Source organism: Variovorax paradoxus (assembly GCA_016806145.1).
GTDB lineage: Bacteria > Pseudomonadota > Gammaproteobacteria > Burkholderiales > Burkholderiaceae_C > Variovorax.
Genome location: CP063166.1, coordinates 5,043,076 through 5,065,693, shown reverse-complemented (window position 1 = coordinate 5,065,693; position 22,618 = coordinate 5,043,076). Strand labels below are relative to the sequence as shown.

22 protein-coding genes are annotated in these 22,618 nt (G+C 70.2%); 16 read left to right on the top strand and 6 right to left on the bottom strand.

The window, feature by feature from the left end; translation table 11 throughout:
* Positions 1-77: 77 nt before the first annotated feature.
* From INQ48_23565 to INQ48_23530, 8 genes are all read left to right on the top strand, one after another.
* Positions 78-1,313 (top strand): acyl-CoA/acyl-ACP dehydrogenase, encoded by a 1,236-nt coding sequence (locus tag INQ48_23565; protein ID QRF56311.1) that lies wholly within the window; start codon positions 78-80, stop codon positions 1,311-1,313.
* Positions 1,310-2,290: an ABC transporter substrate-binding protein gene (locus INQ48_23560; GenBank protein ID QRF56310.1), complete on the top strand. Its 981-nt coding sequence runs from the start codon at positions 1,310-1,312 to the stop codon at positions 2,288-2,290. Before INQ48_23565 ends, INQ48_23560 begins: the two co-directional genes overlap by 4 nt.
* On the top strand, positions 2,287-2,919 hold the full coding sequence (locus INQ48_23555) for a cysteine dioxygenase (protein QRF56309.1): 633 nt from the start codon (positions 2,287-2,289) through the stop codon (positions 2,917-2,919). The genes INQ48_23560 and INQ48_23555 overlap by 4 nt, the downstream gene beginning before the upstream one ends.
* Positions 2,916-4,565: a rhodanese-related sulfurtransferase gene (locus INQ48_23550; GenBank protein ID QRF56308.1), complete on the top strand. Its 1,650-nt coding sequence runs from the start codon at positions 2,916-2,918 to the stop codon at positions 4,563-4,565. The genes INQ48_23555 and INQ48_23550 overlap by 4 nt, the downstream gene beginning before the upstream one ends.
* 136 nt (positions 4,566-4,701) lie before the next feature.
* The gene (locus tag INQ48_23545; protein QRF56307.1) at positions 4,702-5,772 is read left to right on the top strand and encodes an IS30 family transposase; all 1,071 of its coding nucleotides are present in this window, start codon (positions 4,702-4,704) and stop codon (positions 5,770-5,772) included.
* An 860-nt stretch (positions 5,773-6,632) separates the two neighbouring features.
* A complete protein-coding gene (tauA, locus tag INQ48_23540) occupies positions 6,633-7,649 on the top strand; it encodes a taurine ABC transporter substrate-binding protein (GenBank protein ID QRF56306.1) in 1,017 nt (338 codons plus the stop codon).
* 27 nt (positions 7,650-7,676) lie between these two features.
* Positions 7,677-8,465 carry an ATP-binding cassette domain-containing protein gene (locus INQ48_23535; protein QRF56305.1) on the top strand — a complete coding sequence of 263 codons (789 nt, stop codon included), beginning with the start codon at positions 7,677-7,679 and terminating at the stop codon, positions 8,463-8,465.
* A complete protein-coding gene (locus INQ48_23530; GenBank protein ID QRF56304.1) occupies positions 8,458-9,336 on the top strand; it encodes an ABC transporter permease subunit in 879 nt (292 codons plus the stop codon). Before INQ48_23535 ends, INQ48_23530 begins: the two co-directional genes overlap by 8 nt.
* On the opposite strand, the gene INQ48_23525 is transcribed toward INQ48_23530, so the two are convergent.
* The gene (locus INQ48_23525; protein ID QRF56303.1) at positions 9,254-10,279 is read right to left on the bottom strand and encodes a LysR family transcriptional regulator; all 1,026 of its coding nucleotides are present in this window, start codon (positions 10,277-10,279) and stop codon (positions 9,254-9,256) included. The two genes, INQ48_23530 and INQ48_23525, sit on opposite strands and share 83 nt — an antisense overlap.
* Positions 10,280-10,452: 173 nt before the next feature.
* Here INQ48_23525 and INQ48_23520 point away from each other — a divergent pair, with 173 nt between their 5' ends.
* Genes INQ48_23520 through INQ48_23510 form a run of 3 tightly spaced genes read left to right on the top strand, consistent with a single transcriptional unit; the run spans position 10,453 to position 12,972 of the window.
* Positions 10,453-11,496, top strand: coding sequence for a class I SAM-dependent methyltransferase (locus INQ48_23520; protein QRF56302.1), 1,044 nt, complete (start codon positions 10,453-10,455; stop codon positions 11,494-11,496).
* Between the two features lie 10 nt (positions 11,497-11,506).
* Positions 11,507-12,313, top strand: coding sequence for a DUF1295 domain-containing protein (locus INQ48_23515; GenBank protein QRF56301.1), 807 nt, complete (start codon positions 11,507-11,509; stop codon positions 12,311-12,313).
* A 23-nt stretch (positions 12,314-12,336) separates the two neighbouring features.
* Entirely contained in the window at positions 12,337-12,972 is a 636-nt protein-coding gene (locus tag INQ48_23510) for a hypothetical protein (protein QRF60860.1), read from the top strand.
* On the opposite strand, the gene INQ48_23505 is transcribed toward INQ48_23510, so the two are convergent.
* A complete protein-coding gene (locus INQ48_23505) occupies positions 12,953-13,396 on the bottom strand; it encodes a hypothetical protein (protein QRF56300.1) in 444 nt (147 codons plus the stop codon). The two genes, INQ48_23510 and INQ48_23505, sit on opposite strands and share 20 nt — an antisense overlap.
* Positions 13,397-13,499: 103 nt before the next feature.
* Here INQ48_23505 and INQ48_23500 point away from each other — a divergent pair, with 103 nt between their 5' ends.
* The gene (locus INQ48_23500) at positions 13,500-13,838 is read left to right on the top strand and encodes a hypothetical protein (GenBank protein QRF56299.1); all 339 of its coding nucleotides are present in this window, start codon (positions 13,500-13,502) and stop codon (positions 13,836-13,838) included.
* On the opposite strand, the gene INQ48_23495 is transcribed toward INQ48_23500, so the two are convergent.
* A complete protein-coding gene (locus INQ48_23495; GenBank protein ID QRF56298.1) occupies positions 13,835-14,734 on the bottom strand; it encodes a LysR family transcriptional regulator in 900 nt (299 codons plus the stop codon). The two genes, INQ48_23500 and INQ48_23495, sit on opposite strands and share 4 nt — an antisense overlap.
* A 175-nt stretch (positions 14,735-14,909) precedes the next feature.
* Here INQ48_23495 and INQ48_23490 point away from each other — a divergent pair, with 175 nt between their 5' ends.
* On the top strand, positions 14,910-16,244 hold the full coding sequence (locus INQ48_23490; protein ID QRF56297.1) for an aspartate aminotransferase family protein: 1,335 nt from the start codon (positions 14,910-14,912) through the stop codon (positions 16,242-16,244).
* Between the two features lie 16 nt (positions 16,245-16,260).
* Entirely contained in the window at positions 16,261-17,163 is a 903-nt protein-coding gene (locus INQ48_23485; protein QRF56296.1) for a transporter substrate-binding domain-containing protein, read from the top strand.
* Positions 17,164-17,179: 16 nt separating this feature from the next.
* On the opposite strand, the gene INQ48_23480 is transcribed toward INQ48_23485, so the two are convergent.
* Positions 17,180-18,499, bottom strand: a complete 1,320-nt coding sequence (locus INQ48_23480) for an MHS family MFS transporter (GenBank protein ID QRF56295.1) — start codon at positions 18,497-18,499, stop codon at positions 17,180-17,182.
* Positions 18,500-18,575: 76 nt separating this feature from the next.
* On the bottom strand, positions 18,576-20,225 hold the full coding sequence (locus INQ48_23475) for a choline dehydrogenase (GenBank protein QRF56294.1): 1,650 nt from the start codon (positions 20,223-20,225) through the stop codon (positions 18,576-18,578).
* Between the two features lie 95 nt (positions 20,226-20,320).
* Between INQ48_23475 and INQ48_23470 the strand changes: the two genes are divergently transcribed.
* Together INQ48_23470 and INQ48_23465 are read left to right on the top strand one after the other, a co-directional pair.
* Positions 20,321-21,133 (top strand): IclR family transcriptional regulator, encoded by an 813-nt coding sequence (locus INQ48_23470; protein ID QRF56293.1) that lies wholly within the window; start codon positions 20,321-20,323, stop codon positions 21,131-21,133.
* A 108-nt stretch (positions 21,134-21,241) separates the two neighbouring features.
* On the top strand, positions 21,242-21,733 hold the full coding sequence (locus tag INQ48_23465; protein QRF56292.1) for a DUF4124 domain-containing protein: 492 nt from the start codon (positions 21,242-21,244) through the stop codon (positions 21,731-21,733).
* Positions 21,734-21,743: 10 nt separating this feature from the next.
* On the opposite strand, the gene INQ48_23460 is transcribed toward INQ48_23465, so the two are convergent.
* A complete protein-coding gene (locus INQ48_23460; protein ID QRF60859.1) occupies positions 21,744-22,610 on the bottom strand; it encodes a DUF2272 domain-containing protein in 867 nt (288 codons plus the stop codon).
* Between the last annotated feature and the right edge of the window lie 8 nt (positions 22,611-22,618).

Sequence of the window (22,618 nt, the reverse complement as noted above, 5' to 3'; positions counted from 1 at the left end):
GAACGCAGAAAAACGAGTTTGGATATGCGCGATGCGTCGTTTTCGCGCGCACGGTGGCTCGCTAACGTGCCGGGACCATGAGCGCCATCCCCCTGCGCCGGCCCGCGGCCGGCCTGAATTCCCGCGATTCCTCCGGCCTGCCCGACGCCGCGCTGCTGGCCAGCCTCACGGCGCGCTTCGCGAGCACCGCCGCCGACCACGACCGCAGCGGCGCCTTTCCCGCGCAGAACTTCGAGGCGCTGCATTCGCACGGCCTCATCGGACTGGTCGCGCCGAGCGCCTTCGGCGGCGGTGGCGCCACGCTGGATGCGGCGCGGCAGGTGATCGCCGCGGTGGCGCGCGGCGAGCCCGCCACGGCGCTGATCCTCACCATGACCTACCTGCAGCACCATGGACTGGCGCGCGGCGACAGCCGCTGGCCGCCGCATCTGCGCGAGCGCGTGCTGCGCGACGCGGTCGAGCACGGCGCGCTGATCAATGCGCTGCGCGTCGAGCCCGCGCTCGGTTCGCCCGCGCGCGGCGGCCTGCCCGCCACCGTGGCACGCCGCGACGGCGAGGGCTGGCGCATCGACGGCCACAAGCTCTACACCACCGGCATCGAGGGCCTGGGCTGGCTCGCCGTGTGGGCCCGCACCGACGAGCCCGCGCCGCGCACCGGCGTGTTCCTGGTGCCGCGCCATGCCGGGGGCGTGCGCGTGATCGCGAGCTGGGACCACCTGGGCCTGCGCGCCTCGGGCAGCCACGAGGTGGTGTTCGAGAACGTCGCGATCCCGCTCGACCATGCGGTGGACCTGCGCGCGCCGGCCGACTGGGCACCCGATGCAGGCAGCCAGACCGACATCGATGCCCAGGCCTCGCAGCAGGCCTGGATGGTGGTGCTGCTCGGCAGCCTCTACGACGCGGTCGCGCGTTCGGCACGCGACTGGCTCGTGGGCTTCCTCAACCAGCGCGCGCCCGGCAGCCTGGGCGCGCCGCTCGCGAGCCTGCCGCGCGTGCAGGAGACGGTGGGCGAGATCGAGGCGCTGCTGCGCACCAACCGCGTGCTGCTCGATGCGGCCAGCGAGGCGGTCGACGGCGGCCGCACGCCGTCGGCGGTCGACAGCGGGCTGCTCAAGCACACCGTCACCGGCAACGCGGTGCGCGCCGTCGAGCTCGCGCTGCAACTCACGGGCAACCATGGCCTCGCGCGCCAGAACCCGCTCGAGCGCCACTACCGAGACGTGCTGTGCAGCCGCATCCACACGCCGCAGAACGATGCGATCCTGGTCGGCGCGGGCAAGCGCGCGCTGCTGTCGGCGGGAGCCCTCGCATGACCGACCTGCTGTACTCGAAGGCATCGCGCCGCCGCTGGCTCCAGCAGGGCGCGGCGCTCTCCATCGCGGCCACGGCCTCGCTGCGCGGCTGGGCGCAGCCACAGACCTCGCTCGTGCTCGGCGACCAGGCCGGGGGACTGCGCTCGCTGTTCGAGGCCTCGAAGGCGCTCGAGGGCGCGCCCTTCGCCTACCGCTGGGCCAACTTCCAGGGCGCCGCGCCGCTGTTCGAAGCGCAGCGCAGCGCGGCGGTCGACACCGCGATGGCCGGCGACCTGCCGGTGCTCGCCGCGGCCGTCGGCAGGACGCCGCTGAAGATCGTCGCCACGCGCGTCGGCAAGGCCGACTCGCTCGGCATCGTGGTGCAGCCGGATTCGAAGCTGCGCAGCGTGGCCGACTTGCGCGGCCAGACCGTGGTCGTGTCGTCGGCGCGCGGCAGCATCTCGCAGTACCAGCTCTATGGCGCCCTCGAGGAGGCCGGCGTGCGGCGCGACGAGGTCACGGTGAAGTTCGTGCTGCCGACCGATGCGGCAGCCGCCTTCGCCTCGCGCCAGATCGACGCCTGGGCCATCTTCGATCCCTACTACACGATCGCGCTGCAGCAGGGCGGACGCATCCTGCGCGACGGCCGCGGCATCAACACCGCGCTGGGCTTCATCACCGCCAGCGAGCCCTCGCTGGCCGACCCCGCCAAGCGCGCCGCCATCGTGCAGTTCCTCGACCGGCTGGGCCGCGCGGGCGAGTGGGCGCTGGCCAATCCCGAGGCCTATGCGCAGGCCTACGGCCAGCTCACGCGGCTGCCGATCGAATCGGCCCGGCTCATCACCGCGCGCGCCTCGGTGGCCGCGCGGCCCGTGAGCGAGGCCGACATCGTGGCGTTGCAGGCCGTGGCCGACCGCTCCGCGCGCGACGGCATCCTGCCGGTGCGCGTCGACGTGCGCGCGATCTCCGACACCCAGCTCTGGAAGCGCCCGGCGTGAGCGCGGCCGTTCCCGCATCGATCGCGCCGCTGCGCGAGTTCGTGGTCGACTTCGGCCGCCTGCTCGACGGCCGGCCCGACGAGCGCGCCATCCTCGCCGAGGGCGGCGCGCTGCTGCGCCGGCTGGTGGCGCGCGACGACTGGCTGCCCGAGGCCTTCGCGCAGCCCGACCCCGCGCGCTACCAGCAGTTCCTGCTGCATGCCGACAGCACCGAGCGCTTCTCGGTCGTGAGCTTCGTCTGGGGACCGGGCCAGGCCACGCCGGTGCACGACCACACCGTGTGGGGCCTGATCGGCATGCTGCGCGGCGCCGAGTACAGCCAGCCCCATGCCTTCGGCGACGACGGCCAGGCGCGGCCCGTGGGCGAAGCGGTGCGGCTCGACGAAGGCGATGTCGAGGCCGTGTCGCCCACCGTCGGCGACCTGCACCGCGTGCACAACGCGCATGCGGACCGCGTGTCGATCAGCATCCATGTCTATGGCGCCAACATCGGCGCGGTGCGGCGGCATACTTACCCGGCCGAGGGCGGGCGCAAGCCCTTCGTCTCGGGCTACACCAACACGCTGCTGCCCAATCTCTGGGACCGGTCCGCCGAACTCCGGGCGGTCCCGCCCGCCACCACGCCATGACCGACGCCACGCTCCAAGCCACCTCCGCCTTCCCCGTCCTCTCGTTCGCCGCCGTGCGCGAACGCCTGCTCACGCCCGGCGCCGAGATCGCGCTGCTCGACGTGCGCGAGGAAGACCCCTTCGCCCAGGCCCATCCGCTGTGGGCCGCGAACCTGCCGCTGTCGCGCATCGAGATCGAGGCCTGGCGCCGCATCCCGCGCCGCGACACCTTGATCGTGCTGTTCGGCGAGCACCGCGGCACCGACCTCGCGCCGCTGGCCGCGAAGCGGCTCGTCGGCCTCGGCTACACACAGGTGCACCTGCTCGAGGGCGGCCTCGACGGCTGGCGCGCGGCCGGCGGCGAGCTGTTCCGCGACGTCAACGTGCCGAGCAAGTCGTTCGGCGAACTGGTCGAGCACGAGCGGCACACGCCCTCGCTGACGGCCCCCGAGGTGAAGGCGCTGATCGACGAGCGCGCCAACGTGGTCGTGCTCGATGCGCGCCGCTTCGACGAATACCAGACCATGAGCATTCCGGGCGCCACCAGCGTGCCGGGTGCCGAACTCGTGCTGCGCGTGCGCGAGCTCGCGCCCGATCCGGCCACGCGCGTGATCGTCAATTGCGCGGGGCGCACGCGCAGCATCATCGGTACGCAGTCGCTGGTGAACGCCGGCATTCCCAATCCCGTGGCTGCGTTGCGCAACGGGACGATCGGGTGGAAGCTGGCCGGACAGGTGCTCGACCATGGGGCGGTGCGGCGGGCGCCGGAGGCGGTGAGCGATGCGCATCGTTCGCAGGCGCGTGTCGATGCGCGACGCGTGGCGCAGAAGGCGGGGGTGCGGTGGGTGGCGGTCGATGCCGTGGACTCGCTCGAGGAGGCGGGGCGCACGGTCTATCGCTTCGATGTGCGCACGCCCGAGGAATACGCGGCGGGTCATCTGCCCGGGTTTGCCGGAGCGCCCGGTGGGCAGCTCGTGCAGGAGACGGATCACCAGGTGCCGGTGCGGCATGCGCGGATCGTGCTGGCGGATGACGATGGGGTGCGGGCTTCGATGTCTGGCTCCTGGCTGGCGCAGATGGGGTGGGAGGTCTATGTGGTGGAGCCTGCGCCTGCAGCTGATGCATTGAGCGAATGGGGTGCTCCGGTCGCTGTGTATCCGGAGGTGGCTCGGGCCGTTGGAGAGATCGAGCCGCTGGGGTTGGCTCGGTTGCTCAACGAGGATGCTTCGTCGACTGCGGTGATCGATGTGACGGCCAGTGCGAATTACGTGAAGCGGCATGTGCCGGGGGCCTGGTTTGCGATTCGGGCGCAGCTCTTGGAGGCGGTTGCTGGCGTCATTCCGCCGGCTCGGCGCTATGTGCTGACCTGTGGGAGCAGTTTGCTGGCTCGGTATGCGGCTTCGGATCTGCGGGAGTGGCTTGATTCGCGTGGGCAAGCGGATGTGGAAGTGCTGGTGCTGCGTGGGGGGAATGCGGCCTGGTTTGCTGCTGGGTTGCCTGCTGAGGCTGGTGAGACTCGTCTGGGTAGTGAGAGGACGGATCGGTATCGGAGGCCTTATGAAGGGACTTCGGCTTCTGTGGAGGCTATGCAGGGGTATCTGGATTGGGAGTTTGGGCTTGTGGAGCAGTTGGGGCGGGATGGGACGCATCGGTTTTTTGTGGTCTGAATCTGCGGTTTGTTTTTTTCGGAGGCTGTCGGCCGGGAATTCCGCCCGGCGGCGGACCTACTTTCTTTTGCTTCGCCAAAAGAAAGTAGGGCGGTTTCAAAGACCAAGTGCAACACTTCAAATTCAGAGGAGTTGCATGGCGAATACCTATCAGCAGTTGAGTGCGGAAGAGCGTGGAGTGGTGATGGCCATGAAAGTGCAGGGCTACAGCGCTCGATCCATTGCCGCAGTGCTGGGCAGGTCGCCGAGCACCATCACTCGAGAGCTGCGCCGCAATGGTTACCAAAACGAGTCCGAGCAGTGTGTGATGGGCCGGCCGCGAGTCGCTGGAGGCTACGACGCGAGCCGAGCTGGCCAGCGAGCGCGGCGGGTGCGTCGTGCGGCCTGGCCAGTACGCAAGCTGCACCGCGATGGTGTCTTGTGGTCCGAAGTCAGGACCCTGCTGGAGCTCAAGCTTTCGCCCGAGCAGATCGCTGCCAAACTCAGGCAACGCCATCCCGGACAGCCAGAATTGCAAGCCTCTCACGAGACCATCTACACCGCCATCTATGCGATGCCCAAAGGCGACCTGCGTCGCGAACTGGTGGTATTGCTGCGCCAGGGACGAGGGGCCCGCAAACCGAGAACCCGGGGCGAGGACAGGCGCGGATCGTTGCAGGACATTGTGAGCATCCACGTGCGCCCGCCCGAAGCCAACGACCGCCTTCTGCCGGGGCATTGGGAAGGCGACCTCATCAAGGGCAAGGCAAATGCCTCGGCCGTGGGCACGCTGGTATGCCGCAGATCGTTGTTCGCCATGCTGGTCAAACTCGATGGCAGCACCGCACTGGACGCGCTCAATGGCTTCACGCTGGCCTTCTCGGCATTGCCCCCGGAAATACGCCAGACGCTGACCTACGACCAAGGCAAGGAAATGGCGCTGCACAAGAAGCTCGCCGAAAACACGGGCTTGAAGATCTACTTCTGCGACCCGCACAGTCCATGGCAGCGAGGCATCAACGAACACACCAGCGGTTTGCTGCGGCAATACCTGCCCAAGGGCACCGACTTGAGCGTGTACTCCCAGCGGGAGCTCGACGGCATGGCTTGGGAACTCAACATGAGGCCTCGCAAGACACTCGGCTGGCGCAGTCCTGCCGAGGTGTTCTTCGACAACGTTTATATGGACAAAGCAGGCCTTGTCCCGACCGTTGCACTTGGTCTTTGAAACCGCCTAGGCAAAGAAAAGGCGACCCCGCTGTCTGTGTCCCTTCGCTTCGCTACGGGCAACCTGCGGTGCTCGGCTACGGCGGGGGTCCGCAGAACTCGCTGCACTTCGTTCCGCTCAGACAGCTGCGGCCCTTATCCCGCCTACGCCTGCGCTCCTCGGCACAGCCAGAGGGGAGCGGTCGGGCCGTCGCTTCGCTCGGCCTGGCATACCCAACGGGCCATCGCTTCGCTTGGCTTCGGTATTGCTCCCTCTCCCTCTGGGAGAGGGCTGGGGTGAGGGCTCTGGGCGGTGGATACCGTCAGACCCTTGGTGAGGCCCGGTGCCCTCACCCTAACCCTCTCCCAGAGGGAGAGGGGACAGGAGGCCGAGCAAAGCGATGGCCCGTTGGGTATCCAAGGCCGAGCGAAGCGACGGCCCGATCCACCCCCTCTGGCTGCGCCGAGGAGCGCAGCGTTTCGCGGATCAGGGCTCGCAGCTGTTTGAGCGAAGCGAGTTCTGCGAGACCCCGCGAAACGCGAGCACCGCAGGTTGCCCGTAGCGAAGCGGAGGGACGCAGACAGTGGGGTCGCCTTCTTTTGCTTACTTTTCTTGGCGAGACAAGAAAAGTGAGTCGGCCGCCGGGGCGAGACCCGGCCAACAGCCTCACCAAAGAAACCAACTCCCAAACAAACCACAACCCAAAAAACAAAAAACGCACCTCCCCCGTGCCCCCAAGCACCAAACAAGGGTAAGTCCCAGTCCACTGGCACCCCCCACCCCCCACCCCTGGCACTTTGCACCCCACCCCCAACCATGCACAGTACCCCTCGCCCCGAAGCCTCGGCCAGCGCCGCCCGCAACAGACAAGGAGAACCCGGATGAACACGCGTCGATCCCTGCACCGTGCAATCGCAGCCACAGCGCTGCTCGTGCTGGCCACCACCGGCACCGCCTTCGCCCAGAAGGCCAAGGAACTCACCTTCGCCCATCAGGACATGCTCGTCCCCCTGCGCCTGGTCATGGAGTCGGGCGAGGTCGAGAAGGCCACCGGCTACAAGATCAACTGGCGCATGTTCTCGGGCGGCGGCGACGTGATCCGTGCCATGGCCTCGGGCGACGTGCAGATGGGCGAGACCGGCTCGAGCCCGCTCACGGCCGCGGCCAGCCAGGGGCAGGACATCAAGCTGTTCTGGATCTCGGCCGACATCGCCGACGCCGAGGCGCTGGTGGCGCGCAATGCCTCGGGCGTCGCGAGCCTCAAGGACCTCGCGGGCAAGAAGGTGGCCACGCCCTTCGTCTCCACCGCCCACTACCAGCTCATGGCCGCGATGAAGATGGAAGGCGTCGACGCGAAGAAGGTCAACGTGATGAACATGCGCCCGCCCGAGATCGCGGCGGCCTGGGAGCGTGGCGACATCGACGCCACCTTCATCTGGGACCCGGTGCTCTCCAAGATCCGCTCCAGCGGCAAGGTGATCGCCACCTCGGGCAGCATCGGCAAGCGCGGCGCGCCGACCTTCGAGGGCATCGTGGTCAACGCCAAGTGGGCGGCCGAGAACGAGGCCTTCATGGTGGCGTTCGTGAAGGCGCTCAACCGTGCCAACGACGAGTACAAGGCCTCGGGCAAGAGCTGGACGCCCGACTCGCCGCAGACCAAGGCGATGGCCAAGTGGACCAAGGCCGATCCGAAGGACGTCGGCGCGGCGATGGCGCTCTACAGCTTCCCGACCCTGTCCGAGCAGCTCTCGCCGACCTGGCTCGGCGGCGGCGCGGCCAAGGCGATGGCGAACACGGCGGCCTTCCTCAAGGAGCAGGGCCGGGTGCAGGAAGTCAAGCCCGACTACTCGGCCTACGTGACCACCACGTACGTCGAGAAGGCCCTGGCGGCCAAGTGAGCGCGGCGCGGTAAACAAAAAAAGCCCATGCCCACGCTCGACATCCGCGACCTCACGGTCAACTACGCCGTCAAGGGCGGCACCCTGCAGGCGCTGGCGCCGGTCAACCTGCGCATGCACGACGGTGACTTCGTGGTCGCGCTCGGCGCCTCGGGCTGCGGCAAGACCACGCTCTTGAACTGCATCGCGGGCTTCCTGCCGCCGTCCACCGGCGAGATCCTGCTCGACGGCCAACCCGTGGCCGGCCCCGGTGCCGACCGCGGCGTGGTGTTCCAGAAGCACGCGCTCATGCCCTGGCTCAACGTGCGCGACAACGTGGCGCTGGGCTTGCGGCTCGCGGGCGTCGACCGCGCCACGCGCGACCGCGTGGCGGAAGAGAAACTCGCGCTGGTCGGGCTGCAGAAATACGCCGACCGCGCGGTGTACGAGCTCTCGGGCGGCATGCAGCAGCGCGTGGGCATCGCGCGCGCGCTGGCCAGCGATCCGGCCGTGCTGCTGATGGACGAGCCGATGGGCGCGCTCGACGCCTTCACGCGCGAGCAGGTGCAGGAGATCCTGCTGCAGGCCTGGTCGACCTCGAACAAGATGGTGTTCTTCATCACCCACTCGGTGGAGGAAGCGCTGTTCCTCGCCACCCGGCTGATCGTGATGAGCCCGAGCCCGGGGCGCATCTCGCACGTCTACGACGAGGTGCCGTTCTCGCGCCAGTACCTCTCGCACGGCGATTCGCGCAAGGTGAAGTCCGAGCCCGAATTCATCCGCATGCGCGAGGAAGTGCTTTCCATCATCCACCACCGCGAGGCCGCTCATGCCTGAGGCCAGCATCGCATCGGTCGCCATGACGCCTCCCACCAAGCCCACCGCCGTCCCGCCGCCCGCGCCCGGCGCCAAGCTCAAGACCAGCGCCTTCAAGGTGCCGGGCGAGGGCTCGAGCTTCACGATCAGCGTGGTCACGGTGCTGACGCTGCTCGCGCTGTGGTTCCTGGTCACCAACATGGGCTGGGTCAAGCCGCTGTTCCTGCCGACGCCGCAGGCGGTGTTCCAGCAGTTCTACGAATACCTGACCGGCCAGGCCAACGACAAGCCGCTGTGGCAGCACTTCCTCGCGAGCATGTTCCGCGTGTTCTCGGCCTTCCTGCTGGCCTGCGTCACGGCCATCCCGGTGGGCATCGCGATGGGCATGAGCCGCTTCTGGCGCGGCATCTTCGATCCGCCGCTGGAGTTCTACCGGCCGCTGCCGCCGCTGGCCTACCTGCCGCTGATCATCATCTGGTTCGGCATCGACGAGCTGCCCAAGGTGCTGCTGATCTTCCTGAGCTGCTTCGCGCCGCTGGCGCTGGCCGCGCGCTCGGGCATGCGCAGCGCCTCGCAGGAGCAGATCAACGCGGCCTACTCGATGGGCGCGAGCTACCTGCAGGTGATCCGCCACGTGATCCTGCCCTCGGCGCTGCCCGACATCCTGGTCGGCATGCGCATCGCGATCGGCTTCGGCTGGACCACGCTGGTGGCCGCCGAGATGGTGGCGGCCAACATGGGGCTGGGTCAGATGGTGCTGAACGCGTCGAACTTCCTGCGCACCGACATCGTGATCATGGGGATCGTGGTCATCGGGGTGGTGGCGTACCTGTTCGACCTGCTGATGCGCTGGCTCGAGCGGCGTCTGGTTCCCTGGAAAGGGCGCATGTAGCGGAAGGGGCGGCGGGCGGCGAGACCGGCACCGCCGGCGGCATGGGCGAGGGCAGGGCGCCGCCCGGCCCCATCGACTGCTCGAGGAAATCGAGCATCGCGCGCATCGCCGCGCTGTTGTGGCGCCGCTGCGAATAGGCGGCATAGAGCCAGTGGTCGTGCGGCATGTGCTCGCGCAGCACCGGCACCAGCGCGCCGCGCTCCAGGTGCGACTGGGCCAGCGGCTCGGGCACGTAGGCCACGCCCACGCTGCGCAGCGCCAGCTCGATCAGCGCGACCGCGTCGTTGGCCTCCATGCGGCTGTGCACCGGCACCTCGTAGGCCTCGCCTTCGGTCTCGAAGGGCAGGTGGGTGGTCGAGGCCGCCGAATAGCCGAGCACGTCGTGCCGGCTCAGGTCGGCCGGCACGCGCGGCATGCCGCGCAGCGCCCAGTAGGCCGGGGTGGCGCAGACCACCATGTCGAACTGCACCAGCCGCCGCACGATCAGGTTCATGTCGTCGATGCGCCCGCCCGTCAGGTGGATGTCGATGCCCTCGCCGATCAGGTCGACCGCGCTGTTGGTGAAGACCAGGCTCACGTAGACGTCGGGATAGCGCTTGATGAACTCGGCGATCACGTCCGAGAGCCAGCCGGCGATCAGCCCGTGCGGCGCGCTCATGCGCAGCCGGCCGCGCGGATGGGCGCCGTGGGCCTGCAGGTCGTTGAGGGTGTTCTCGGCCATGTCGACCAGCTGGGTGCTGCGCTCGAGCAGCACCTCGCCGGCGTCGGTCAGGCTCAGCGAGCGGGTGGAGCGGTTGAGCAGCCGCACGCCGCTGCGCTCCTCGAGCTCGGCCACGTAGCGGCTGACGGTGGCCTTCGACATGCCCAGCGACAGGGCCGCGCGCGAGAAGCTGCGCCGGAACGCGACTTCGCGAAATGTCTTGATGAGGTCGAGTCCGTCCATGAGAGTGGGCGCATTGTTCCAGTTCGGCCAGAGGCCCGCGCCGGCGCAGGGGCATGGCGCCGCTTCGGTTCGCGCGCGCCGGATGCATCCGGATGGCCGCCGGCTGCGTACAGGGGGAAGATCGGCCCCGGACGGCGGGGCCCGCCAACACGCACGAGAAGGAAGAAGAAGCCATGCCGCAGGACATCGCGTTCGCCATCCGCTGGGTCGAGAAGGGCCTGGTGCCCGATACCGTGGTGCGCCGCGGCATCCGGCGACTGCTCAAGGACCGGCTGTCGGAGTTGTATGCCGGCAACACCCCGGCCGTGGCCGAGCTGACGCAGGATTTCGTCGGGCGCATGCGCTCGGCCAGCCTGGCGCCGCTGCCCGAGAAGGCCAATGCCCAGCACTACGAGGTGCCGGCCGCCTTCTTCGGCCAGGTGCTCGGCAACCACCGCAAGTACAGCAGCTGCTACTGGCCCGAGGGCACGCACACGCTCGAGGAGGCCGAATCGGCCGCGCTGGCCAGCACCTGCGAGCGCGCCGGGCTCGAGAACGGGCAGGACATCCTCGAGCTGGGCTGCGGCTGGGGCTCGCTCACGCTGTGGATGGCCGCGCACTACCCGGGCAGCCGGATCACGGCGCTGTCGAACTCCGGCTCGCAGCGCGAATACATCGAGGCCGAGGCCGCGCGGCGCGGGCTGGCCAATGTGCGGGTGCTCACGCGCGACATCAACGTGTTCGATACCGAGGAGCGCTTCGACCGCGTGGTCTCGGTCGAGATGTTCGAGCACCTGCGCAACTGGCCGCAGGCCTTCGCCAACGTGGCGCGCTGGCTGCGGCCCGGCGGGCGCTTCTTCATGCACGTGTTCGTGCACCGCGAGGCGCCCTATCCCTTCGAGGTGCGCGACGCCAGCGACTGGATGAGCGAGCACTTCTTCTCGGGCGGCATGATGCCCAGCGACGACCTCGCGCTGCACTGCCAGGACGACCTGCGGCTGCTGCGCCGCTGGCGCTGGGAAGGCCGCCACTACCAGCGCACCGCCGAGGCCTGGCTGCGCAACATGGACCAGCGGCGCGAGGCGCTGCGCCCGCTGTTCCAGGCCACCTACGGCGACGATGCCCATGTCTGGTGGACGCGCTGGCGCCTGTTCTTCATGTCGGTGGCCGAGCTGTTCGGCTACGAGCACGGGCAGCGCTGGTGGGTCAGCCACTACCTGTTCGAGCGGCGCGCCTGAGGCCGTCCCGATGAACTTCAGCCCGCTCGAAGCCGCCTTCGCCGGCCTCGCCTTCACCGCCGCGGTCGCGCTGGTGGTCTGGCTCGAGAGCCTGGCGCGGCGCGACGCGAGCCTGATCGACCGCTTCTGGCCGCTGCTGATCGCGGGCGCGGGCCTGGTCTACCTGGTGCTGCTGCCGAATGCGCCGCTGCACGACCCGCGCGGCCTGGCCATGGCCGTGCTCGCGCTGCTGTGGGGGCTGCGGCTGGCGCTCTATGTGGCGGCGCGCAACTGGGGCCACGGCGAGGACCGGCGCTACCAGGCGATCCGCGCGCGCAACCAGCCGGGCTTCGGCTGGAAGAGCCTCTACCTGGTGTTCGGCCTGCAGGCGGTGCTGGCCTGGATCGTCTCGGCGCCGCTGTTCGTCGGCATGGCGGGCGCGCGGCCGCTGGGCTGGCTCGACATCGCGGGCGGCGCGCTGGTGGCCTTCGGCATCGGCTTCGAGGCCATCGCCGATGCCCAGATGTCGCGCTTCAAGGCCGACCCCTCGCACCGCGGCCGGGTGATGGACCGCGGCCTGTGGCGCTACAGCCGCCATCCCAACTACTTCGGCGAGGCCTGCGTCTGGTGGGGAATGTGGCTGATGGCGCTGGGCGCGGCCGGCCTCGGCGGCGCCTGGAGCGTGGTCTCGCCGCTGCTCATGACCTGGCTGCTGCTGCGCGTGTCGGGCGTGCGCCTGCTCGAGGCCGACATCGGCGAGCGCCGGCCGGCCTATCGCGACTACATCGCGCGCACCAACGCCTTCGTGCCGGGGCCGGTGCGCCGGCCGCCGGAATGAGGGTGCGCCATGCCGGCACGGCGCTGGCGTGCGCGCTGGCCTTCGCGGCGGGCGCGCAGCCGGTGGCCTCGCCCGCCACGGGCGAATGGAACTTCCGCGTGCTGCTCGACGACGCGCCGATCGGCGAGCACCGCTTCGTGCTCACGGTCGCGGGCGACGAGCGCCGGCTGAGCAGCGAGGCCGCGTTCGCGGTCAAGCTGCTGGGCGTCACGGTCTACCGCTACCGGCATTCGGCGGTCGAGCACTGGCGCGGCGACTGCCTGCGCCGGCTCGATGCCGACACCAACGACGGCGGCGACCGCTCCGAGGTGCGCGCCGAGCGCGACTCGGAGGGCGACGGCCCCGCGCTGATGGTCGTCACGCAACGCGGCCGCAGCGCGATGCCGGGCTGCGTGATGAGCTTCGCCTACTGGAACCCCGCGATGCGCGCGCAGCAGCAGCTGCTCAATGCGCAGACCGGCAAGCTCGAGCCGGTGCGCATCGCCGCGCTCGACGAGGGCCGCGTCGAGGTGCGCGGCCGCGGCGTGGCGGCCCGGCGCTGGCGCGTCAGCGGGCCCGAGCAGCCGATCGACCTCTGGTACGCCGTGGCCGACGGCGAATGGCTGGGCCTCGATGCCCAGGTGCGCGGCGGCAAGAAGCTCAGCTACCGGCTGAAGTAGGCTTCGCGGCCAGCGCGCTCAGCACGGCGGCCGTCATCGCCTGCACGCCGGTCGTGATCGAGGGCTCGGGCACCGGCGCGAAGAAGGGCGAGTGGTTGAAGGGCAGGGGCTTGCCGCCTTCCTTCTGCGAGTCGGCGACCTCCTTCGGATCGTTCACGCCGATGAAGAAGAAAAAGGTGGGCACGCCCTCCACCGCGAACTCCGAGAAGTCCTCGCTGGCGGTGATCGGCGGCACCTGCACCACGTTCGCGTCGCCGAGCTGCGCCTTGAGCGCGGCCACGGTGCGCTGCGCCAGCGCCTGGTCGTTGATCACCGCGCCGTTGCCGCGCGCCGGGTCGAGGCCGATGGCGGGTTCGGGCGCGCCCGCCATCGCGGCCGAGGCCAGCGCGGTGCGGCGCACGCCGTCGATCAGCTGCTTGCGCACCTGCGGCTTGTAGCTGCGGATGGTGCCGCGCAGCAGCGCCGAGTCGGAAATGATGTTGCCGCTTGAATAGGGTTAACAGGCCCTAACGCGCAAGCGCGGGCCGATGACGTTCCAGAGCCTCAAGGACTATCCGCTCGCTTCCACCGGGCTAGGGCGCGACGTGGTGCGCGCGATGGTCGATGCCTACGGCCCCGATGCGCATCCCGACCGGTGCGTGACCCTGCGCTGCTCGGAGCTGTCGAACCTGGTCGAGCTCGCGCGCGACAGCGACGCGATCCTGCTCGCGGTGCGCGCGGTGGCGCCCGACCTGGTGGCGCTGCCGGTGCACCCGCCGCTGGGCCGCGCGCGCTTCGGCCTCGTGACCCTGGCCGGCCGCAGCGAGGCGCCGGCGCTGTCGTTGCTGCGCGAGGTCATCGCCGAGCGCATGCCGGCCGAGTCCTAGGCAGGCAGTGCGTCGGCGCCGATGCGCTCCCACAGCCGCGCGACCGCGGGCCGCGCATTGAGCCGCGCGCGCCAGGCCACGATCGCGACCTCCACGTCCCAGGCACCGTCGCCCACCGGCACCAGCTCGCCGAGCCGGCCCGCGACGAAGGAGCTGTCGGGCAGCCAGGCCATGCCCATGCCCTGCTGCGCGAGGTCGCCAAGCACGTCGGTCATCTCGGACTCGAAGGCCCGGTAGCCGGCCAGCGGCTGCGCCGACTGCTCGATCGCGGTCGCGACCACGCGCGCGAAGTAGCCGCCGGGCGAGTACATCAGCAAGGGCAGCGGATGGGTTGCGCTGCCCGGCAGCGCGAAGCGTTCGGAGGCGGCGAGCGCGCGCGAGACGTAGGGCCGCACGCGCTCGAGGCCGAGCTCGCGGCGCTCGAAGCGCGCGGCATCGAGCTGCAGCGGATGCGCGGCCTGGTGGAAGCCGATCAGCACGTCGGCCGAGCCCGCGCTGAAGGCCGTCAGCGTGTCGTGCACGTTGCCGACCTCGAGGCTGCAGCTGAGGTCGCCCGCGCCCGACCAGCGCGCCCACCAGCCCGGCAGCCGCGTGCTCGCGAGCGCATAGGTCGAGGCGATGCGCACGTGGTTGCGCGCGGGCGCGTCGCCGATCTCGGCGCGCGCGTCGGCGATCTGGTCGAGCAGGCCCGCGGCCACCTTGCGGAAGCGCTCGCCCGCGGGCGTGAGCCGCGTGGGATAGGCCGCGCGATCGATCAGTTTGGCGCCCAGCCATTGCTCGAGCGCCTGGATGCGGCGGCTGAACGCGGCCTGCGAGACGTTGCGCATCTCGGCCGCGCGCGTGAAGTTCTGCACCTCGGCCAAGGTGACGAAATCCTGAAACCAGCGTGTGTCCATCGCGACCTCTGTTGCTTTGCGTGCGGCGCATTCTGCAAGCCGCGTGCCCATCGCTTGCGTGCATGGGCGATGCGTGCCGCGCATCGCGCCCGGATGCAAACTCGACATTGGACCGCGTGCGCGGGCCTCGCGACCATTGGCGAATCCACTCACCACTTCAGCAAAGGATTCGGACATGAGCGAACAACTGCGCGCGGCCGCGAAGGAATACATGGTGCGCTACGGCGGCGACACCTTCCCCAACCTGTTCCGCAGCGCCCGCGGCGCGGTGGTGGTCGACGACACGGGCCGCGAGATCCTCGACTTCACCTCGGGCCAGATGTGCGCCACCATCGGCCACAACCATCCGGCGATCGTGCGCGCGGTGCACGAGGCCGGCGAGAAGGCCTTCCACCTGTTCAGCGGCATGATCCCCGAGGTGGTGGCCGAGCTGGCGCAGAAGATGGCCACCGACTGGATGCCCGCGCCGCTGAGCAAGTCGCTGTTCGTGAACACCGGTTCCGAGAGCAACGAGGTCGCGCTGCGCATGGCGAAGATGTACACCGGCGGCTTCGAGATCCTGGCCGTGGGCGGCTCCTGGCACGGCGTGACCGGCGGCACCAGCGCGGTGTCGTTCGCGAGCGACCGCAAGGGCTACGGCGTGCACGTGCCCGGCGTCTACCTGATGCCCGAGCCCAACGCCTACCGGCCCTACATCCGCGGCATGTCGGGCGAGGAATCGGCGCTGGCCTGCCTCGAGCTCGGCCTCAAGATGTACGACATGGCCTCGACCGGCCGGCGCGCCGCGATCATCATCGAGCCGATCATCAGCGCGGGCGGCGTGCTGGTGCCGCCCCGGTCGTACATGCAGGCGCTGCGCCGCGCCGCCGACGAGCGCGGCATGCTCTTGATCTTCGACGAGGCCCAGACCGCGTTCGGCCGCATCGGCCACCGCACGGCTTCCGACTTCTACGGCGTGGTGCCCGACATCATGTCGGTGTCGAAGACCATGGGCGGCGGCCTGCCGCTGGCGGCCGTGGCGACCAGCCCGCGCATCGAGCAGGACGTGCACGAGAAGGGCTTCACCTTCTACACCAGCCATGTCTCCGACCCGCTGCCCGCCACCGTCGGCCTCGCGGTGCTCGACACCATCCGCAGCGAAGGCCTGATCGAGCGCGCGCGCACCACCGGCGCCTACCTGCGCGGGCAACTGCTCGAGCTGCAGCGGCGTTACGAGGCGATCGGCGACGTGCGCGGCGAGGGCCTGCTGCTGGGCGTGGAGCTGGTGCAGGACCGCGAGTCGCGGCTGCCTCATCACGAGCTCGGCGCGCGCACCACGAAGAAGTGCTTCGAGCTCGGCCTGAGCATGAACATCCGGCGCCGGCCCGAGCGCGGCTCGGTGTGGCGCATCGCGCCGCCGCTCAACGTGGCGCACGAGCAGATCGACCGCGCCATCGAGATCCTCGACCGCGCGCTGCGCGAGAGCCTGGACGAGATCGCCCATCCCGCGCCGGTGGCGCTCGCGGCCTGACGCGCCGGAGGACGCCATGAAGACCCCGAATCGAATGCTCGCGGGCGCGCTGCTCGCGGCTGTCGCTGTGGCCGCTTTCGCGCAGGAACCCGGCGGCACGCTCGCCAAGGCCAAGGCCGCCGGCACCCTCGTGATGGGCGTGCGCGAGGCCTCGCCGCCGCTGTCGTACGCGGTGGGCGGCGGCTACGTCGGCTACCACGTCGAGCTGTGCGAGCAGATGCTCGCGAAGCTGCTGCCCGGCGTGGCGGTGCGGCCGATGGTCGTGACCTCGCAGAACCGCGTGCCGCTGCTGCAGAACGGCACCGTCGACATCGAGTGCGGCTCGACCACCAACAATGCCGCGCGCCAGCAGCAGGTGGCCTTCGGCAGCACCACCTACATCACCGAGGCGCGCTTCGCGGTGCGCGCGGCCAGCGGCATCGAGTCGGCGGAGCAGCTCAAGGGCAAGACCGTGGTCACGACCGTGGGCACCACGCTCGTGCAGCGGCTGCGCAGGCTCGAGCAGGACAACAAGGGCATGGCGCTGAACATCGTGCTGGCCAAGGACCATGCCGAGAGCTTCCTGCTGCTCGAGAGCGGCCGCGCCGATGCCTTCGCGATGGACGACAACACGCTCGCAGGAAACATCTCGAACGCACGCAACCCGGCGGACTTCCGCATCGTCGGCAAGCCGCTGGGCATCGAGCCGATCGCGATCATGATCCGCAAGGACGACCCGGCCTTCAAGCGCGCGGTCGACGGCTACCTCGCGACCGCGATGGCCTCGGGCGCGCTCGAGAAGCTCTATGCGCGCTGGTTCATGGCGCCGATCCCGCCGCGCAACGCCGTCATCAACATTCCGCTGAGCGATTCGCTCAAGGCGGCCTTCCAGTCGCCCAACGACCGGCCGGCCGAGGCCTACGAGGAGCGGCTGCCCTGAGACGTGCGCGGCCGCCTCAGCGCGCCGGTGCCACCACCGGCGCGTCGGCCGGCGAGGGGCTGCGCCCGATCAGCCAGGCACACAACGCCGACACCACGCCCGCGAACAGCACGTACAGGCAGATCTGCCACGGCTCGCCGCCGCCCGACTTGAGCAGCGCGGTGGCGATGATCGGCGTGATGCCCGAGGCGAAGATGCCCGAGAACTGGTAGACGAAGGAGATGCCGGTGTAGCGCACCTTGGCGTCGAACAGGTCGCAGAACAGCGCGGCCTCGGGACCGTAGACCGAGGCATAGAGGATGCCGAACGGGATCACGATCGACAGCCACACCAGCAGCACGTTGCCGCCGCTGTGCGTCATCAGCCAGAAGCCCGGGAAGGCCGACACCGCGGTGATCAGCGAGCCCCACATGTAGACCCGGGGCCGGCCCATCCGGTCCGACAGCCGGCCGAAGAAGGGGATGGCGAAGCACATCACGATGGCCGCGGCCATCACGCCCAGCAGCGCGTCGGTGCGGCTGAGCTTGAGCGTGCCCGTGAGGTAGGCGATGGAGAACACGCCGAAGATGTTGAAGAACACGCCGTCGATGTAGCGCGCGCCCATGCCCTTCAACACGTTGCCCGGATAGCGGCGCAGCATGTCCATGAACGGGATGCGCAGCTCGGCGTTGCGCGCCTTCACCGCGGCGAACTCGGGCGTCTCCTTCACGTGCAGCCGGATGTACATGCCCACCGCCACCATCAGCCCCGAGATCAGGAAGGCGATGCGCCAGCCCCAGGCCATGAACTGCTCGTCCGTCAGGAGCCATGACAGCAGCGCGACCACGCCCGAGGCCAGGCACAGGCCGATGGCCAGCCCGATCTGCGGCAGCGAGGCATAGAAGCCGCGCTTCTCCTTCGGCGCGTACTCGTAGGCCATGAGCACCGCGCCACCCCATTCGCCGCCCAGGCCGATGCCCTGCGCCACGCGCAGCACCAGCAGCAGCAGCGGTGCCGCGATGCCGATCTGCGCGTAGGTGGGCACCAGGCCGATCAGGAAGGTGGCCACGCCCATGATCATCAGCGTGATGATCAGCATGCTCTTGCGCCCGATCTTGTCGCCGAAGTGGCCGAAGATCACGCCGCCCAGCGGCCGCGTGACGAAGCCCACGGCGAAGGTGGTGTAGGCCAGCAAGGTCGCCACCACCGGGTCGCTGCCCGGGAAGTAGAGCTTGTTGAACACGATGCCGGCCACCACCCCGTAGAGGAAGAAGTCGTACCACTCGATGGTGGCGCCCACCAGCGCCGAAATCACCACCCTGCGAATCGTTTTCTCGTCGTCGCGTGCACTGCTCATGTGTTGTCTCCGATGAGTGTTGTCGTGGCGGCCTCTTGGTCTTCGCTCTCGGCGGGCCGTGCGGGATGCGTTGCTGCTAGTGCGCGGCCGAAGCCGCCCTGTGGTCCTCTCTGATCATGTCGACGGCCTTCTCGGCCATCATCACCGCGGGGGCGTTGGTGTTGCCCGACACCAGCGTGGGCATGGCCGAGCAGTCGACCACGCGCAGGCCGCCGATGCCGTGCACGCGCAGCCGCGCATCGACCACCGCGAGCGGGTCGTGCCCCATGCGGCAGGTGCCGGTGGGATGGAAGATGGTGGCGCCGTTGTTGCGGCAGAACTCGAGCAGCTCGGCATCGCTCGCGGCCTGCGCGCCGGGCTTCACCTCGCGCTTGACGTAGGGCCGCATCGCGGGCGCCTCGGCGATGGCGCGCGCGGCCTTCACGCCGGCCACCGCGGTCGCGCGGTCGAGTTCGGTCGCGAGGTAGTTGGGCTGCATCTCGGGCGGCTCGGCCGCGTCGGTGGAGCGGATGCGGATGTGGCCGCGCGACTCGGGCCGCAGCTGGCACACCGAGAAGGTGAAGCCCGAGTAGGGATGCACCTTGCCGCCGGCCATGTCGGCCGAGAGCGTGGCCACGTGGAACTGGATGTCGGGCGTGGCGGCCACGGGGCGGCCCGCGTCGTCCTTGAGCGCACGCATGAAGCAGCCGCCCTGGTTGATGCCGATCGCGAGCGCGCCGCTGCGATGCAGCAGCCATTCGAGGCCCAGGCCGAGCTGGCCGGCCCAGGAGTTGAGCTGGTCGTTGGTGGTGATCGGTTTGGTGCACTCGTAGCCGAGGCGGATCTGCAGGTGGTCCTGCAGGTTCTCGCCCACGCCCGGCAGTTCGTGCACCGGCGCGATGCCGAAGCGATCGAGCAGCGCGCGCGGGCCCACGCCCGAGAGCTGCAGCAGCTGCGGCGACTGGATCGAGCCGGCCGAAAGCAGCACTTCGGCGCGGCAGCGCGCGGTCTTCTCCACGCCACCTTGCCGATAGCGCACGCCGGCCGCGCGCCGGCCCTCGAACACGAGGCCGGTGGCCAGCGCCTCGGTCTCGATGCGAAGGTTGGGGCGATGGCGCGCCGGCGCGAGGTAGGCCTTGGCGGTGCTGCAGCGCAGGCCGCGGTGCGTGGTGAGCTGGTAGTAGCCCGCGCCTTCCTGCACGGCGCCGTTGAAGTCCTCGGTGCGCGGCACGCCGGTCTGGCGCGCGCCTTCGATGAAGGCCTCGATCAGCTCGTGGCGCGCGCCGATGTCCGACACCTTGAGCGGCCCGTCGCCGCCGTGGAACTGGCTCGCGCCGCGCTGGTTGCCCTCGGAGCGCACGAAGTAGGGCAGCACTTCTTCGTAGCCCCAACCGGGGTTGCCGAGCGCGGCCCAGTGGTCGTAGTCCTCGCGCTGGCCGCGGATGTAGATCAGACCGTTGATCGAACTCGAGCCGCCCAGCGTCTTGCCGCGCGGCCAGTAGATGCGGCGGCCGTTCATGTTGGGGTCGGGATCGGTCTCGAAGCGCCAGTTGTAGACCGGGCTCCACATGGTCTTGCCGTAGCCGATCGGCAGGTGGATCCACGGCGAGCTGTCGCGCGGCCCGGCCTCGAGCAGCAGCACGCGCGTGGCCGGGTCCTCGCTCAGGCGCGCCGCCAGCACGCAGCCGGCCGAGCCGGCGCCCACCACGATGTAGTCGAAGGCTTCTTCACTGAGAGAGTCAGGCATGCGTGCGGTCCGGCGATGGAACAATGGCCTCGATCCGCTGCATCCTAGGTTATTGATTTTCGGAACGCAATGTTCCACTTTAGAGGTTTACCCGCATGCCCCGTCCCGCGCGCTCCGCTGCCGCCCCTGTTGCCGCACCCGTGGTTGCCCCTGTCGAGGAGCCCGTTTCCGGTTCCTCGGCCGAGCGCAGCCTGCGCCTGCTCGCGCTGCTGGCGCACGAGGGCCGCGCGCTGTCGCTGGCCGATCTCGCGGCGCAGCTGGGCCTGCCCAAGGGCACCGCGCACCGCATCTGCACCCAGCTGCTGGCCACCGGTTTTCTCGCGCGCGACCTCGACGAGCGCTCGTTCGTCGTCGGCCCCGCGCTGCGCCAGCTCGCCTTCGACACGCTGAACCACGGCAGCGTGCGCGGCCTGCGCCACGAGGTGCTGGCGGCGCTGGTGCAGGAGGTCGGCGAGACCTGCAACCTCACCACGCTCGACGGCGCGCGCGTGCTCTACCTCGACCGCGTCGAGGCCCAGTGGCCGTTGCGCCTCACGCTCGACGTGGGCTCCCACGTGCCGCTGCACTGCACCGCGAGCGGCAAGCTCTTTCTCGCGCAAATGCCGAAGAAGGCGCGCGACGCGATGATCGACGGCCTGCCGCTGCCGCGCATGACGGCCAGCACCCTCACCGACCCCGCCGCGCTGCGCGCCGAGTGCGACGCGATCGCGCAGGACGGCTTCTCGCGCGACCGCGAGGAGTTCATGGCCGGCCTGGTGGCCGTGGCGGTGCCGGTGCGCGACGCGTCCGGCGAGGTGCGCGCCGCGCTCGCGGTGCATGCGCCGACCGCGCGCATGTCGATGGCCGATGCCGAGCGGCGCATCGATGCGTTGAAGGCCGCGGCGCTGCGCATGGGCGGGCTGCTGTGAGCGACGGACGGTGCGCGCCGCGGGCCCGCGGTGCTTGGCGGGTCGTGACAAAGCGCACAGAATGAAGCTGCCCGTGCGTCGTTCCGGCACGGCCCTCTTCTCATCTTCATGCCAACCCCTCTGCTCACCGCCACCTCGTTGCGCACGCTGATCGTCTCGGCGGTCTTCGTGCTGGGCGCATCGGTGAGCTCGGCCGAGGTGGTGCGCTGCCTCGATGCCAATGGCGCCACCGTCTACACCGACGGCGCCTGCCCGAGCGGCACGCGTTCGTCGCGCCCGGTGCAGATCGCCGAGCCGCCGCCGCCTTCGGCCCTGCAGCCGGCCCCGCCCGCGCGTGCGCCCGACTACGCGCCGCCGCCCGCTGCCGCCGCGCCGGCGCCGCCCTCGAACCCGGGGCTGTCGATCATTCCGCGCTATCCCGACGAAGGGCGCGCGGCGCAGGCCGATCCCGAGCCGGTCTATCTCTGGGGGCCCGATCCCTACGCCTATCCGCCACCGCCGCGGCGTCGCGTGCAGCCCCCGCCGCCGCATGTGCACGACCCCGGTCCGGGCCGCCGGCCCTGCGCCCACATGGCGGGGCTGCGGCGCAACAACTGCTGAAGCGACCGCTTCAACGCCACTGCAGCAGCAGCGACCAGGGCTGCCGGCTCATGTGCCGGTCGATGCATCCCGTCGCGCAGCCTTCGGGCAGGTAGCTCGGGTCGAGCGTCCGCGTGCCCGGCGCGAAGTCCAGCCGGCGCAAGGTGACCGACTGCAGCACATTGCCGCCGACCGCGTCGAAGCCGCGTGCGTCGACGGCCGTCACCACGTCGCAATGCATCGGCAGCGCCGCGCCGCCCGTGGGCCGCGTCGCGAGCACCGTGCCGATCTTCGCGAAGCTGTCGAGCGCCGAACGCGCGCCGCGCGTCTGGCACACGAGGTCGCCCACGCGCGGCGGCGTGAGCGCGAGATCGCAGGCCCGCAGCGCGAAGCGCGTGGCACGGCCCGCCGCTTCGTCGACGCCGGCCTTCCAGGCCGCGCCCGCGTAGTCCACGTGCGCCTCGGAGAACACGAACTCGTCCGCGCCCAGGCCCGCCTGCCGCGCGAGCCAGCTGATGAAGGCGGCCGACCACGGCGTGTCGATCACCGCGACGCGGTTCACCGCGGTCGCCATCGCATGCAGCTCGGCCGCGTCGAGGCCCTGGTCGGGTCCGACGCCCAGCCCCATCAGGCGCGAAGCGCTGGCCTGGTTCAGCGCCTCCAGCAGCAGCGTGCGATCGGCCGGGCGCAAGGCACCGAAGCGCACCAGCGAAGGCAGCTTCACGCGCGGCTGGTCGACCGCGTCCCAGTAGCCGAGCACGCGCTGCCACGGCGCGGGCGCGAAGCGCGAGACGCGTCCGTCCTCGGCCTCGGAACTGCCCGCATCGACCATGCGGCCTTCGGCATCGAGGGTCTGCGCGCCGAAGGCTTCGTGCTCGCGCTGCGCGGCGGCGGCCATCGCGAGGG

Coding starts and splice junctions, on each gene's coding strand:
- INQ48_23565 (QRF56311.1), top strand. CDS start 78: ATGAGCGCCATCCCCCTGCGCCGGCCCGCGGCCGGCCTGAATTCCCGC.
- INQ48_23560 (QRF56310.1), top strand. CDS start 1,310: ATGACCGACCTGCTGTACTCGAAGGCATCGCGCCGCCGCTGGCTCCAG.
- INQ48_23550 (QRF56308.1), top strand. CDS start 2,916: ATGACCGACGCCACGCTCCAAGCCACCTCCGCCTTCCCCGTCCTCTCG.
- INQ48_23545 (QRF56307.1), top strand. CDS start 4,702: ATGGCGAATACCTATCAGCAGTTGAGTGCGGAAGAGCGTGGAGTGGTG.
- tauA (QRF56306.1), top strand. CDS start 6,633: ATGAACACGCGTCGATCCCTGCACCGTGCAATCGCAGCCACAGCGCTG.
- INQ48_23535 (QRF56305.1), top strand. CDS start 7,677: ATGCCCACGCTCGACATCCGCGACCTCACGGTCAACTACGCCGTCAAG.
- INQ48_23530 (QRF56304.1), top strand. CDS start 8,458: ATGCCTGAGGCCAGCATCGCATCGGTCGCCATGACGCCTCCCACCAAG.
- INQ48_23525 (QRF56303.1), bottom strand. CDS start 10,279: ATGGACGGACTCGACCTCATCAAGACATTTCGCGAAGTCGCGTTCCGG.
- INQ48_23520 (QRF56302.1), top strand. CDS start 10,453: ATGCCGCAGGACATCGCGTTCGCCATCCGCTGGGTCGAGAAGGGCCTG.
- INQ48_23515 (QRF56301.1), top strand. CDS start 11,507: ATGAACTTCAGCCCGCTCGAAGCCGCCTTCGCCGGCCTCGCCTTCACC.
- INQ48_23500 (QRF56299.1), top strand. CDS start 13,500: ATGACGTTCCAGAGCCTCAAGGACTATCCGCTCGCTTCCACCGGGCTA.
- INQ48_23495 (QRF56298.1), bottom strand. CDS start 14,734: ATGGACACACGCTGGTTTCAGGATTTCGTCACCTTGGCCGAGGTGCAG.
- INQ48_23490 (QRF56297.1), top strand. CDS start 14,910: ATGAGCGAACAACTGCGCGCGGCCGCGAAGGAATACATGGTGCGCTAC.
- INQ48_23485 (QRF56296.1), top strand. CDS start 16,261: ATGAAGACCCCGAATCGAATGCTCGCGGGCGCGCTGCTCGCGGCTGTC.
- INQ48_23480 (QRF56295.1), bottom strand. CDS start 18,499: ATGAGCAGTGCACGCGACGACGAGAAAACGATTCGCAGGGTGGTGATT.
- INQ48_23475 (QRF56294.1), bottom strand. CDS start 20,225: ATGCCTGACTCTCTCAGTGAAGAAGCCTTCGACTACATCGTGGTGGGC.
- INQ48_23470 (QRF56293.1), top strand. CDS start 20,321: ATGCCCCGTCCCGCGCGCTCCGCTGCCGCCCCTGTTGCCGCACCCGTG.
- INQ48_23465 (QRF56292.1), top strand. CDS start 21,242: ATGCCAACCCCTCTGCTCACCGCCACCTCGTTGCGCACGCTGATCGTC.
- INQ48_23460 (QRF60859.1), bottom strand. CDS start 22,610: ATGGCCGCCGCCGCGCAGCGCGAGCACGAAGCCTTCGGCGCGCAGACC.